The organism is Williamsia muralis NBRC 105860 (genome assembly GCF_001598915.1).
Lineage (GTDB): Bacteria > Actinomycetota > Actinomycetes > Mycobacteriales > Mycobacteriaceae > Williamsia > Williamsia muralis.
In genome coordinates this window covers 246,930-260,000 of sequence record NZ_BDAP01000002.1, presented here as the reverse complement: position 1 = coordinate 260,000, position 13,071 = coordinate 246,930, and the positions used below count along the sequence as shown (strand labels likewise).

At 65.1% G+C, this 13,071-nt stretch carries 11 protein-coding genes; 3 read left to right on the top strand and 8 right to left on the bottom strand.

Annotated features, from left to right (window positions below):
• Positions 1–13 precede the first annotated feature (13 nt).
• From WIMU1_RS08035 to WIMU1_RS08010, 6 genes are all read right to left on the bottom strand, one after another.
• The gene (locus WIMU1_RS08035; protein WP_062797449.1) at positions 14–1,060 is read right to left on the bottom strand and encodes a zinc-dependent alcohol dehydrogenase; all 1,047 of its coding nucleotides are present in this window, start codon (positions 1,058–1,060) and stop codon (positions 14–16) included.
• Between the two features lie 5 nt (positions 1,061–1,065).
• Positions 1,066–2,040: a TIGR03621 family F420-dependent LLM class oxidoreductase gene (locus tag WIMU1_RS08030; RefSeq protein WP_062796308.1), complete on the bottom strand. Its 975-nt coding sequence runs from the start codon at positions 2,038–2,040 to the stop codon at positions 1,066–1,068.
• Between the two features lie 94 nt (positions 2,041–2,134).
• The gene (locus WIMU1_RS08025; protein ID WP_245968890.1) at positions 2,135–2,983 is read right to left on the bottom strand and encodes a sugar phosphate isomerase/epimerase family protein; all 849 of its coding nucleotides are present in this window, start codon (positions 2,981–2,983) and stop codon (positions 2,135–2,137) included.
• 92 nt (positions 2,984–3,075) lie between these two features.
• The gene (locus WIMU1_RS08020; RefSeq protein WP_062796307.1) at positions 3,076–4,200 is read right to left on the bottom strand and encodes a sugar ABC transporter substrate-binding protein; all 1,125 of its coding nucleotides are present in this window, start codon (positions 4,198–4,200) and stop codon (positions 3,076–3,078) included.
• 62 nt (positions 4,201–4,262) lie between these two features.
• The gene (locus WIMU1_RS08015; protein WP_051721164.1) at positions 4,263–5,285 is read right to left on the bottom strand and encodes an ABC transporter permease; all 1,023 of its coding nucleotides are present in this window, start codon (positions 5,283–5,285) and stop codon (positions 4,263–4,265) included.
• Between the two features lie 105 nt (positions 5,286–5,390).
• A complete protein-coding gene (locus WIMU1_RS08010; RefSeq protein WP_062796305.1) occupies positions 5,391–6,911 on the bottom strand; it encodes a sugar ABC transporter ATP-binding protein in 1,521 nt (506 codons plus the stop codon).
• 239 nt (positions 6,912–7,150) lie between these two features.
• Here WIMU1_RS08010 and WIMU1_RS08005 point away from each other — a divergent pair, with 239 nt between their 5' ends.
• Positions 7,151–7,687, top strand: coding sequence for a VOC family protein (locus tag WIMU1_RS08005; protein WP_245968889.1), 537 nt, complete (start codon positions 7,151–7,153; stop codon positions 7,685–7,687).
• Here the strand turns inward: WIMU1_RS08005 and WIMU1_RS08000 are convergent, their stop codons facing one another.
• The gene (locus tag WIMU1_RS08000) at positions 7,688–8,161 is read right to left on the bottom strand and encodes a nuclear transport factor 2 family protein (RefSeq protein WP_023958628.1); all 474 of its coding nucleotides are present in this window, start codon (positions 8,159–8,161) and stop codon (positions 7,688–7,690) included.
• A 60-nt stretch (positions 8,162–8,221) separates the two neighbouring features.
• Entirely contained in the window at positions 8,222–9,655 is a 1,434-nt protein-coding gene (locus WIMU1_RS07995) for an aldehyde dehydrogenase family protein (RefSeq protein WP_062796304.1), read from the bottom strand.
• A 159-nt stretch (positions 9,656–9,814) separates the two neighbouring features.
• On the opposite strand from WIMU1_RS07995, the gene WIMU1_RS07990 reads away from it, so the two are divergent.
• Both WIMU1_RS07990 and WIMU1_RS07985 read left to right on the top strand, forming a co-directional pair.
• Positions 9,815–10,528, top strand: a complete 714-nt coding sequence (locus tag WIMU1_RS07990) for a hypothetical protein (protein ID WP_243404439.1) — start codon at positions 9,815–9,817, stop codon at positions 10,526–10,528.
• Positions 10,525–13,068: a putative PEP-binding protein gene (locus WIMU1_RS07985; RefSeq protein ID WP_062796302.1), complete on the top strand. Its 2,544-nt coding sequence runs from the start codon at positions 10,525–10,527 to the stop codon at positions 13,066–13,068. Before WIMU1_RS07990 ends, WIMU1_RS07985 begins: the two co-directional genes overlap by 4 nt.
• The last annotated feature ends 3 nt before the right edge of the window (positions 13,069–13,071 follow it).

Below are 13,071 nucleotides of genomic sequence, written 5' to 3'. Positions count from 1 at the left end.
TGAGGTCACATGGTCAGCGGCGGGGGTCCACCAGAACCTTTGCGTGACGGCTCTTTCCCGAATCCAGTTCGGCGAACATGGGTACCAGCTCATCGAGGCCGATGGTGCCCGTGTGCAGGGAGCGCACATCCACCCGGCCGGCGGCGATGAGTGTCATGGCGCCGAGGAAATCCTCGTGCGAATACGCCAGGGAACCGATCACCGTCAGCTCTCGGCTCTGCCAGTCTCCGTAGCTCACCGACGAATTGGTACCCGGGTAGCCCAGCAATGCGAGGGTTCCGCCTCGACGGACCAGTTCGGCCGAGGGCTGGAGCAATTCGGCCACGCCTGTGCATTCGAAGAGGACATCCGCGCCCAGTCCATCGGTGGCCTCGGTGAGCAGCGCCTTCAAATCGCCCGGCTCGACCACCTCGGTGAACCCCAGATCGACGGCCGCCGAGCGTCGAGCGGGCGAAGGCTCGCTCACGATGATCCTGCCGGCACCCGCCACCCTCGCATGCTGGGCGGTGAGCAGACCGATCGGTCCCGCTCCCTGCACCACCACGGCGGCACCGAGGCGGATACCTGCGCGCTTGACCGCGTGGAAGGTGACGGTGGCCGGCTCCATCAGGGCCGCCTCCTCGTCCGAGATCGTTTCTGGGATCGGAATGGCCCTGCGCGCAGACACTTTGAGCTTTGTCGCGAACCCGCCGTGCGCAGGGGCGTCGTCGGTGATCCCGTTGGCTTCGGCGAACGCGAGGTCGCAGTGAGCCGCATGCCCGGCGCGACATTGAGCGCACTGGCCACACGCCGGCCCGACACCGGCGACCACACGTTGCCCGACCGAGAGTCCGGTGACCTCCTCACCGACCGCGCTGATCGTTCCCATCCACTCGTGTCCGAAGACGGCAGGCGGCAGGCCGGCGGATGCGTAGCCGTGGGTGTCGGTGGCGCAGATTCCGCAATAGCCGATGTCGACGACCACGCCGTTCGGCGCTGGGACCGGGTCGGCCTCCAGCGCGGTTTCTGCTGTCTGCGGCGCCACCATGTGTACGTACTTGTTCTGTCCGTCGGTAACCATGCTCTTCACTTCCCGCTCATGCGCTCGACCACGGGCGCAAACTGTTCGTAGGCCCTATCACCGATCGTAAAGTAGGAGAATCCGAACTCCTCGCGACGTTGTTCGAGCTGCTCGCAGATGTCATCGACGGACCCGACGAGAGCATGCGGAAATGCCCGGAGCTCAGCTCGGCTGAAGCCGGTGCGATCGATCAAGGCCTCTTCGGTGACGTCGGTCTTGCCCTCGATCGCCACGAAATACGCGCCGGTCTCGATCTCGATGTCTCCGAACCGATCGCCGGCGCCGTCCCGAACCCAGCCCATCTTCTTGTGGGTCTCTTCGACGGTGGACGTGAGCACACTGTCCGAACCCAGGACACCCGAACGGTTGTTGAAGTTGATGCTCACGATGTCGGCGGTCCTACCGGCGAGCGTCAGGACCCGGCGAGCGCCGCCTCCGACCATGATCGGGGGCGCGGTCTCGGGTACGGGCAGCGGAGCAAACCCCGTGGCCTTGACGATCTTGCCGTCCACGTCGATCTGCTCGCCCCGGAACTGCTGGGCGATCAGTTCGATCGTCTCCTCGAGACGGTCCACCCGGGACCCCGCCGAAGGGAAATCGATACCCATGGCTTCGTATTCGGCCCCGAGCCATCCCGCTCCCAACCCGATCTCGATCCGGTCGGGCGCGAACATCGCAAGCGTTGCAGCCTCTTTGGCCAGCACAACCGGTTCGTGGTAACTGGTGCAGAACATTCGGCACCCCACCTTCAGGGTCTCGGTCACCTCGGCCGCCACGGCCATGCTCGTGATCGGGGCCATCGTCACCGGCCGGTGGCCGGTGGGGTCCAGGGCAGCGCCAGGCCCGATGTAGTGATCTGAGACGTGTAGCGCCGAATAGCCCATGTCCTCGACCTTGTGGGCCACATCGCGCCACTCCTTGCCAGTGTTCGCGCGGTAGACCTGCGCGGCGAATCGAAACGGGCGGGTCTGATGTGTCATGACTTCCACTTTCGTCCTGTTGTGTGTCTTTGTCGTCCAGATGGGCCGATGGGCTTGTTGGTCTGTGGCCTGAACGGTCCGCAGTCTGTTGGGGTCAGTGACCCGCAGCTGCCGTTCGGTCGAGATCCAGGTACTCGAAGAGCTCACGAGCAGCGGCACCCAGCTCGGCCGCCCACCCACGGGGATCGGCGGTGCCGCGGTCAGACGGCGCCTCGACACTGATCGCGGCCGTCGGCGGCAATGCGCGGACCAGATCGGCCAATGGCAGCACACCCTGACCGGGCGCCAGCCGATGCTGGCGCGCTTCGGTGATCGCTGCGTTCTCATCGGTGGCCGGTTCGGCCGAAAGTGCGTCGCACAACTGGCAATACGGAAACAGGTCGGGCGACTGCCTTGCGATGTCGTCGATCGGCGTGCCGGCCCGCGCAACGTGCAACGCGTCGAGCAGGATGCCCGAGCCGCCGTCACCCGCGTCGGCCAGGAACCGAGCCGCGGCATCCATGTCGCGGACGGCACTGAAGATCATCGGTTCGAGACAGCACCGCAGACCATGATCGGCTGCGGCAGCCGCGAGTTCACCGAACAGCGTGGTGGCCCGCTGGTAGTCGTCGTCGAGAACGGTCACGAGCAGATACGACGCCGACAAAGCCTGTCCGGCCTCGAGCACATGCATCCAGTCCTCGCGCGAGCTACCCGGGTGCAGTTTGATCACCTCGGCGTCGAGGACGCGCATTCCGTTGTCGTGCAACGCCTGCCTGGTGTCGCGGAGGAGTGCCGAACCCTCCAGCAACTGGAACCCGCGGTCTCGTGGTGTCTGTGCCACCCGGAGTCCGACTGCGTTGAATCCCGCCGCCGCGGCGTTCTCGATGAACTGGGGCGGCGGCACCTGAATCGCCGAGAGGTGTGACAACGACAGGATTCGTTGCTGTGGAGGCTGTTCCATACTGGTTCCGATCATTCGGGGCGTCTCACCGATGGCGCGGAAGTGCCCGGGGCATCGTGCTCGCCCCGGGCAGTTCCTCACCTACACAGAGATCACTTCTTCCAGAGGGCCTTGAACTGGTCCTGGTAGTCGGCGACTCCGACATAGAAGCCGGTCTTGTCGTCGATCACCGCCGATCCGATGTTGTCCTTGTTGAGGAGCTGGGTCGGCAGGAATGCATCGTCCGCGGGCCCCAGGTCATCGCCGTTGAACGAGCGGGCCAGCATGTCCAGCACGCGCCACCCGAGGATCTGCACGGGGAAACCGACCCACACGCTGTTGTCACCGTCTTCCAGCGACTTCAGGTTGTCCGGTGTGGGGGTCTGACCGGCAAAGGTCACCTGGTCTTGCAGGCCGGCACCTCGCAGTGCCGCGTCCACGCCGAGCACGAGGTCACCGAACGAGAAGACCGCGTAGTTGATGTTCGGGTCTCGCTGCAGCGTGCTCACCACGCTCTGAGGGGTCTTGGTACCGAGGTCGGTGACCTGCTGATTGACCATCTCGACCTTGCAGCCCGGGCACTGCGCCTTCATCTGCGCGGTGAAGGCATCGGTGAAGACGTTGAGGATCGGGTAATCGGTGATCGTGAAGACCGCGACGTTCGCGTCGCCTTCACTGTCGACGACAACCTGACTGGCCACCATCTTTCCCCACTCCTGCACCTGCGCAGTTCCATCCAAGGATGTGGAGATCACGCCGGGGATCGGCTCGTCACCGACACTGTCGGCGATCACGGTGATCCCGGCCGCCTTCGCGGACTCGATCTGCTTGCTCAGCATCGACACCGGGGTGCCCGAGAAGTGGATGGCATCCGGCTTCAGCGCAATGGCCTGATCCATCGCCTTGGGTGCGGCCTCTGCGTCGGTTCCCATGATGATCCGCTGGTACCGCCAGCCGAGCAGATCGGCAGCCTGCTGGATGGCGTCGTCCTTGGCACTCGAGATCGGTTGCGGGGTCTCGATGCTGATGACGTACTTACCCGCTTCGGGGGCCTTGCTCAGCGGGGTGTCGAGCACGAGGTTGGTCGGCGCGGCCTCGTACTGATCGGTCACGGCCTGCGCGGCGGCGATGTCTGCCGGCTGGCTGGAGCCGCCGTCGTCGCTGCTGCTACACGCGGTGGCGAACAGACTCGCGGAGACAACGGCAACGAACGCCTTTGTCCAGGTTGTCGTTTTCACATGGATTCCTTTCGAGGGGTGGCCGATAGGCCGGGTGGAGAAGACGTTTCGAGACCGGGCCGTCAGGCGCGACGGGCGGTGCGGGCCGCCAGGGCGACGGCGACGATGAGGGCGAGACCGTTGAAGAGGTCGTTGACGTAGCTGGGCGCACCTGCGAGCTGCAACCCCTTGACGCCCGTCGCCAGGAGGTAGATGGCGATCAGCGTGCCGAGCACGTTGACTCTTCCGGCCCGGATCTGAGTGGAACCGAGGAACACCGCGGAGAACGCCGGCAACAAATAGGAGGGTCCGATGTCAGGCGCGGCGGTCCCCAGTTTGGCAGCCAGGATGACGCCGGTTAGGGCCGCGACGGTTGCCGAGGTGACCAACGCGCCGAACATGATCCGTTCCACCCGAAGTCCGGCGAGCCTGGCCGCCTGGCGATTACCACCGGTGGCGTACAGGTACCGGCCGAGAGGAGTCTTTTCCAAGATCACGTACATCACTGCGGCGACGGCGATCATGTAGAAGAACGGAAGGGGCAGTCCGAGGAAGGGCTTGCTGCCCAGATCGAGGAAGCCGTCGGTGAACCCCTCGGTGATCTGCTTTCCGTCGGTGACCCAATATGTGCCTGCCAGAAGGATGCTCGACATACCAAGGGTCGCGATGAAGGAGTCGACGTTCAGTTTGACCACCACGAACCCGTTGACCGCACCGATCAGGGCCCCACAGAGCAACGTGGTGATGATCGCGATCGGTGCGCTGATCCCCTTGGACAGCTGGTACGAGACCATCGCCACCGAGAAGCCCATCACGCCGGCTATCGAGAGGTCGAAGACTCCCGCCGCCAGGGGAACGATCAATCCGATCGCCAACATCGCGGTGATCGCCTGGTCTCCGGCGATGATCCGGAAGTTGCCCTCGGTCATGAACGTGTCGGGGATCCAGATCGCGAACAGCACGATGATGGCAACCCACACATAGATTCCGCTGAACCGGTCGAGACCCAGGTTGATCTTGCGCCTGCCGCGCCCCGCCTGATGGCCGCCCGTGGGCGGTGGACCCTTCGGTGATGTCGCCGTCTCTTCAGGGGATTGTGTTGTCATGGTGTTCCTTTCACCGAAGTGGTGCCCGGAGGTAGAGGGGGTGTCGCTGCGGCGGATCGGGCATCGGGTCCGCTGCGATGCCGCGAGACGGCGGCCGCGGAGGGCTCAGGACTCGGCGAGTACGGGCTTCTTGAGAGTGGAGGCGGTCAGTCGATCGGGGTCGATGCGCGGCCGGCGCAGATCGTCCACGACCCGTCCGGCGGACAGGACGATCACGCGGTCGCACAGCCTCGTCAACTCACCGTGGTCGGTGGAGACCACCAGGACGGCGGCACCCTTCTCCGCGGCGTCGTCGATCAGCGCATGGATGTCGGCTTTGGCGCCGATGTCGACCCCTTGGGTCGGTTCGTCGAGCAGGAGTACACGCGGGTTGCGGCGCAGCCAGCGTGCCAGCATGACCTTCTGCTGGTTGCCGCCGCTGAGGGTGCCGAGGGCCCGCTCGGTGTCACCGGTCGGACGCACCCCAAGACGTTCGAGCCACGTTGCCACATCGGACTTCTCACGTCCCGCACGGAGCCAGCCACCGCTGGTGTACGCCCACGGATCGGCCACGGACACGTTCTCGCGCAACGATGCGGTCGCGAACGCGGCGTTGCTGAGACGTTCTGCGGGAACACAACCCATCCCCGCCGACATCGCGAGATCGGGACGGCCCTGCTCGATGACCTTGCCGTCGATCGTCACCACGCCTGCGCGGCTCTCGCCGCCGAACAGCGCCGGGACGATGTGTTCGCGGCCTGAACCGGTGATCCCAGCGATCCCGAGGACCTCTCCGGGATGGATCGCAAAGCTGAGCTCGTGTGCGGCACCACAGGTGAGCGCATCGACCTCGAGCGCAGGCGCTCCGGCATGTGTTGTCTCTTCGGGCTCGGCGAGGAACTCCTCGACTCGGCGGCCGATCATCAGTTCCACCAGACCGGGTTCATCGAGCCCCTCGAGGGGTCGCGTGGTCACAACTCTGCCGTCGCGCATCACGGTCACGCTGTCGCACAGCGAGAAAACCTCTCCGAGGTGGTGCGAGACGAACAGTACGGCCACCCCGCGGTCCCGAATCTTGCGGACCAGCTCGAACAAGCGAACCGCTTCGGCCGCAGGCAGATTGGCGGTCGGTTCGTCGAGCACGAGAATGTGGGTGTCGCCGCTGCGGCCCTGGACCGCGCGTGCGACGGCCAGCATGGTCCGCTCGCTCATGGTGAGGGCACCGGCGAGCTTCTTGAGGTTCAGATCGAATCCGAGTTCGGCGAGCGCTTCCTTGGCCTGGGCCCGTTCTGCGCGGTTGTCGATGGTGCCGACCGCAGTGCGCTTGTAACCGTGGCCCAGCGCAAGGTTGTCGACGACATCCAGACTCTCGACGAGGCCCAGTTCTTGGTGGACAAAGCGCAGCCCGGCGGCCTCCCCACCACCGGGGACTCCGAGGTTCAGCTCATCTCCCGCCACGGTGATCTTCGCACCGTGGTCCGGATCGTGGTATCCAGCAAGAACTTTGATCAGTGTCGACTTACCGCACCCGTTCTGCCCCACCAGTCCACGGATTTCACCGGGGGCGAGCGAGAGATCGACACCATCGAGGGCTCGTTGGCCGCCGAAAGTTTTCGAGAGGCCGCTGATGCTGAGCGCGTCTGTCATGTTGGCCTACCTACGTGAGGAGAGTTACTTGAACATCACTTGTGTTACCTGGATCATAGTGAAGTATGTACATGGATATGTCCAGCGTTTGCTGAATTTGTTATTTTCCGCTCTGACCGGGAGATTCATGCACACCGCGGCAGCTGTCCCGCGTCACCGTCGGCAACCCGGCACCGTTGCGACAACAGGTATCTACAGTCAGATAGAAGTTACCGAGTGGTAGAGGAGAGTGGACTTCTGTGATCGATGTCGAATTGGGCACCGTCGAACTGGGCACCGTCGTACAAATCGCCTACATGGTGGACGATGTCGCCGGCGCAGCCGAGGAATTCGCATCACGACTCGGCGCCGGGCCATTTTTCGTTCGCCGCAACCGCATCACCGGCGCGCTGGGCCCCGATGGAGAGCCGGGCGCTTTCGACCACTCGTCCGCCTACGGCCAATGGGGTCGATTGCAGATCGAACTGGTGCAGACCCACACCGCAGAGCCCGCGGCGTTCGCGGCCACCACCGCCATCCGGGACGGAGTGCATCACGTGGCGATCATGGTGGAGTCGTTCGCCGAGCAACAGCGTCTGTATGCCGAATCAGGGTGGCCGGCACTGCTTTCTGCGACCACCCCGAACGGCAATGACTTCGCCTTTCACGATGCCCGTCCGCAACTGGGCCACCTGGTGGAGATCTACGAACCCAGGCCGTCCATCTTGCGCCTGTATCGGACGGTCGCCGATGCCGCCGTGAACTGGGACGGCACAGACCCCGTGCGCCAGATGTGATCAGGCGGCCGCCAGCAGTTCGGCGGCCCGGTCGCGGGCAAGTGCGAGAACTTGCGGATTTCCCGAGTTCCACAGCACCGTGAGCTTTTTGCTCCGGATCTTCCACTCTCCGCCAACCCGCACCACCCCGTCGGTGTAATAGCCGCCGATCGTGAACATCGCGTCTCCGGCGGTGTTGGGCAGTACGTGCTCGGCCCGCACGTAGGAGGTCACGGTGCCCTCCTCGCCGTCGATGTCGATGTCGAGGTTCGACAGGAAGTGCTGGGATGCGGCCAGACCAGGGAACAGCATTCGTCCGCGTTGCACCCAGTCCTCGGCGCGAAAGCGGCCTTCGTTCCCGGCGCGATAGCTCGTGTAGTCGATGTCGATCTCATCGGTGAACACAGAGCGGTACAGATCCCAGTCCCGCAGGTCGATACCCCGCGCGAACCTTGCCATCAAGCGGGTGATCTCCACATGTGCCGTCTCGGTCATGGTCGGTTCCTTGTCTACAGGTGTTCAGGGCAGCAGGGTCGGTCGGTGCGGGGAGCGGGTTCAGCTACGCAGCTGAAGTGAGATCTTCTCGAAGTACTCGTCGAGCCCATCGGGGCCGAGTTCACGTCCGATGCCCGATTTCTTCATGCCGCCGAACGGGGCCATGGCGTTGAACCGCCCGCCGTTGATCGAGACCTGCCCTGTGCGCAGGCGCCGGGCGATCGCGATGGCCTGGTCGTCATCTGCCGCGAACACCGCACCGGACAACCCGTACTCGGAATCGTTGGTGATCGCGACGGCGTCATCGATGTCCCGATAGGTGAGGACGGCGAGCACCGGGCCGAACACCTCGTCCCTGGCGATGGGGGTGTTGTTGTCCACGCGACTGACCACGGTCGGACGCACGAAGTAGCCCGACCGCAGCCGTTCATCGAGCCCGTCCACGTCGCCGGGGCCGCCCACCAGGAACTTCGCATCCGCCGGCACGTCCGCGAGATGTTTGAGCACCGACTGCTGCTGGTCCTGCGAGGCCATCGGTCCCACATCGACCGTTTCGTCGAGGGGGTCGCCGATCGTCTGAGAGCCGACCAACTCCACCAGTCGCCGCTCCACCTCGTCGAGTCGGTCGGCCGGGACGAGCAACCGGGTGGTGGCCGTACAGGTCTGGCCGTTGTTGACGTAACAGCTACGAACAGCGGCGTTCAGCGCCGCGTCCATGTCCGCATCCGGGGCCACGATGAACGCCGATTTCCCTCCCAACTCGAGAGTCACTTTCTTGATTCCGGCTGCAGCCAATTGGCCGACTCGAGCTCCGGCGGATGTCGACCCGGTGAGGCTCACCAGATCGACGTCCGGGTGTCCGGCGAGCCGTTCGCCGACTCGGCCACCAGAACCCGACACCACATTGAGGACGCCGGGCGGCAATCCGATGGCGTGGGCGATGTCGGCGACCACAAAGGCAGCAAGCGGAGCAACGCTGCTGGGCTTGACCACGGTGGTGCATCCTGCCGCGATCGCCGGGGCGACTTTTGCCGCCAGTTGGTACAGGGGGTAGTTCCACGGAGTGATCGCACCGACCACACCTGCGGGAACCTTGAGGATCAACGACGTTCCGCGCCGTTCTTCCATCGGAAGTGTCTCGAGGACGTCGGCCATCGTTCGGAAGATCGTCACGCCCAGGCCCACCTGCACGCTCCGTGACCGTGCGATGGGGGTTCCGACCTCTCGCGCCATCGTCTCGGCCAACTCGTCCTCGCGCTGCAGGAGTTCGTCGGCGAAGCGTCGGAGCAGCGCAACGCGGTCGGCCACCGGCGATTGTGACCACGACGGGAACGCCCTCTTCGCCGCTGCCACCGCAGCGTCGACATCAGCTTCTGTACCTGCAGGGACGCGGGCCAGCAGGCCGCCGGTCGCCGCCTCGAAGACGTCGATCGTGCCTCCACCGTCCGACGGCACCCACGTGCCGTCGATATAGAGCTCGGTGCGATCGTCCATTGGGGGCGCCTCCACTTCGTCGTGCGATGAACACCGAGTGGCGGCCATCACAGCCAGCGTAAACTACTTTGCGGATTCGGTGTCAAGTAACTCTTCGGTTTCAAGTCTGTACATAGTTTGGGCGTTCTTTCTTGACTTCCACTACTATTTGGGTACGTTATGAGCACGGTCACAGTCTCCGAGAGCGAGGCACCGACCACTCTCGCCATCCGCCGTCCCGCAGCCGGGACCCGTTCGAGGAGCACCATGAACGACCTCGCGATCAACAACTCTGCACCGGCCACCGCGTCAGCCGAGCTGGTCAATCTTGTTGTGAAGGGCATGTCCCGTGGGCCGATCGCCCCTGAGCTGCAGATAGTCGTAGACGCCGGGCATGCCATCGCCAAGGGTCCGATGGTGATGCCGACCCCCGCGGGTATTGCGGAGGCAGGCCGCCTGGTCCGTCTGCCGGAGGGCAGCGCGCAGGAGCAGGCCGTGCGGGACTTCCTCCACGCCTTTCTTCCCGTCAACCGGCAGCTGCGTGAACTGTGCACCGCATGGCAGTGCCGACCGGACGGCTCGGCCAACGACCACTCGGACGCCCAGTACGACGCCTCCATCCGGGATCGTCTCGACGACATCCACTCGGCGGTCTCGAAGATGCTGCGCCGGGCAGGCAAACAGGCCCCCGAACTCACCGACTACCGCGACCGTCTCGGAGTCGCGCTCGAACGCTTCGACGACGGCGACACCGCATCCCTCACCTCACCCCTCACCGACGGCTACCACACCGTCTGGATGTGGCTGCACCAGCACGTTCTGATGATGCTCGGTGTCACCCGCGCCGAGGACGAGGCACTCGAGGAGGAGCTCGTTTCGGGTTCATCCCGATGACGTTGTCGGAGAACACATTCCCGGCAACGACCCGCGCCGCCGTCCCGTACGGCCAGGGACGTGCCCGCGGACTCGGCGCAGACGTGCTCGGGGTGCACGGCGTCGAGATGGACAACCTCGTCGCCCTCGGCCTGCCCGTCGTCCCGGGATTGACGGTGCCGATCGGCGCCGGATCCGGCCTGCAGGATCACCAGACCGCCACCACGGCGATCGACCTGCTCGAAAAGCTCGCGGTCCGGGGCATCTGGCCGGCTGTGCGTACAGAGCGTCGGCCCATGCTCATGCATCTACGCTGCAGCGCGCCCGTACCCGTGTCGGCTCTACCGCCCGCCATCTCGGTCATCGGCTTGTCCAGCCGGAACATCGACGCGCTGGTGGAGGTCATCGGACGCGAACGCGACATCTACGACTCCTGGGCCGCGAATCTACGGTTCGTCGCCGAGAACGCGCTCGACGTGGATGTCGATGACCTCGACGACCTCGCGGACGACCATCCCGACAGCAGGGCCCAGGTGCCCGCGCTGCTGGAGCTGATCGAAGAATCGACAGGTGCACCCTTTCCCGCCGACCCGGCCGAACAACTGGGCCTGGCGGCCAAGGCGATGCTGGCTCGGTGGGCGTCACCTCGAGGCCAGCGGGCCCGTAGGGCGTTGTCGCTCCCCGACGATCTCGGGATTGCCCTGCATGTCCGAGCGCTGCGTCTGGGCTCGTGGAACGAGTCCGGGTACGGATCGGCCATCAGCCGCGACCTCGAGACCGGCCGTTTCGCACCCCACGGCGTCTTTCATCTCGGCGTTCGCCGGGCCGACCCGAATCCGGGCCCCGGTGACCCCCTTGACCAGACACCGGGCGGCGTCCAGATCCTGGACCAGATCTTCGCAACCCTCGAGCCGCATCTGCGTGGAGTCGCAGGGGTCGAGTTCGAGGTGCGAGACCGCCAGCTGGCGTTGCTGAGTGCCCAGGCGGTCGAACACCCCGGCCCACGCGCGATCACACACCTCGCGGTGGATCTCGCGACCGCAGGCTCCATCGACCGCAGCGAAGCCGTTCGCATGCTCGAACCAGACCTGATGCAAGATCTCCTGCACGCCCAGCTCAAACTGACCGGGTCCGAACAATTGCTCACACGCGGGCTACCGGCCTCTCCCGGCGCTGCAATCGGTGAGATCGCCCTGTCGAGCGACCGCGCGATTCAGCTCGCAGGCCAGGGCAAGAACGTCATCCTCGTCGCATCCGAGACGAGCCCGGCAGACGTGCCTGCCCTGCTCGCGGCCACCGCGGTGGTCACATCGAACGGCGGTCTGGCATCGCATGCCGCGGTTGTCGCACGGGGGGCCGGAAGACCGGCTGTCTGCGGAGCGACGACGCTGCGCATCGACGCGAACGCCGGCACGGTCACCGCCGGTGAGGTGATGCTCCGTGAAGGCGACACCGTGTCGGTCAACGGGCGCACCGGAGACGTGTATTGCGGCACCGTGACGATCCGCCCCGCCGAGCCATCGGCCGAACTCGAGGTACTGCTCGGGTGGGCCGACGAGATCCGGCGCCTGAGGGTGCGCACCAATGCAGACAACGCCGAGGACGCCGCAACGGCGTTTCGGCTCGGTGCCGAAGGAATCGGCCTCTGCCGCACCGAACATCAGTTCCTCGGCGATCAGCTTCCTCTGGTGCAGCGCCTTGTGCTCGCAGAATCGGAGGCTGAGGAGATCGAGGCGATCGCCGCTCTCACCACCGCCCAGCAGAGCGACTTCACCGACCTGCTGCGAGTGGTCGGGAACCGGCCGATCACGGTTCGCCTTCTCGACGCTCCACTCCACGAGTTCCTGCCTGCCGACGGCGAGTACCGCGACGAGGCGCAAGCCCAGCGCGCCGCCGACACCCATGAATCGAATCCGATGCTCGGATTGCGGGGTGTGCGGTTCGCGATGGTGCAACAGAAGCTGTATCCGGCACAGGCCGAGGCGCTGTTCCGGGCGTGGGTGACCGTGAACGGCGAAGGGCTGCAACCACAACTCGAGGTGATGATCCCGCTGGTGTCACTGCCCGGCGAGCTGTCCAAAGCGATCGAGCAGGTGCGTTCGGCCGCAGCGGAGGTTGAACAGGACACCGGGGTGACGATTCCGTATCTCGTGGGCAGCATGGTCGAGACACCCCGCGCCGCCTTGCTGGCCGAATCGTTGGCCGAAGACGCGCAGTTCCTCTCGTTCGGCACCAACGATCTGACGCAGCTCACCTATGGGTTCTCGCGGGACGACGTCGAGAAGACCATGCTCACCCACTATCTCGAACACGGACTGCTCGACGACAGTCCCTTCGCCGTACTGGACACCGATGGTGTCGGGGCGTTGATCTCGATGTCCGTCCGCAGTGCGCAGCAGGCACGACCCGAGGTGAAGCTCGGCGTGTGCGGCGAACATGGTGGCGATCCTGCGTCGATCGCCTTCCTTGATTCTGTTGGACTGCACTATGTCTCATGTTCGCCGCGTCGTGTCCCGGTGGCCCGGCTGGCTGCTGCGCACGCAGCACTCGAAAGCAGGTGATGG

Excerpts from the sequence above, each read along its gene's own strand:
- WIMU1_RS07995 (WP_062796304.1), bottom strand. The coding sequence starts at position 9,655 with ATGGACGATCGCACCGAGCTCTATATCGACGGCACGTGGGTGCCGTCG.
- WIMU1_RS08030 (WP_062796308.1), bottom strand. The coding sequence starts at position 2,040 with ATGACACATCAGACCCGCCCGTTTCGATTCGCCGCGCAGGTCTACCGC.
- WIMU1_RS08015 (WP_051721164.1), bottom strand. The coding sequence starts at position 5,285 with ATGACAACACAATCCCCTGAAGAGACGGCGACATCACCGAAGGGTCCA.
- WIMU1_RS08035 (WP_062797449.1), bottom strand. The coding sequence starts at position 1,060 with ATGGTTACCGACGGACAGAACAAGTACGTACACATGGTGGCGCCGCAG.
- WIMU1_RS07990 (WP_243404439.1), top strand. The coding sequence starts at position 9,815 with ATGAGCACGGTCACAGTCTCCGAGAGCGAGGCACCGACCACTCTCGCC.
- WIMU1_RS07985 (WP_062796302.1), top strand. The coding sequence starts at position 10,525 with ATGACGTTGTCGGAGAACACATTCCCGGCAACGACCCGCGCCGCCGTC.
- WIMU1_RS08025 (WP_245968890.1), bottom strand. The coding sequence starts at position 2,983 with ATGGAACAGCCTCCACAGCAACGAATCCTGTCGTTGTCACACCTCTCG.
- WIMU1_RS08000 (WP_023958628.1), bottom strand. The coding sequence starts at position 8,161 with ATGACCGAGACGGCACATGTGGAGATCACCCGCTTGATGGCAAGGTTC.
- WIMU1_RS08010 (WP_062796305.1), bottom strand. The coding sequence starts at position 6,911 with ATGACAGACGCGCTCAGCATCAGCGGCCTCTCGAAAACTTTCGGCGGC.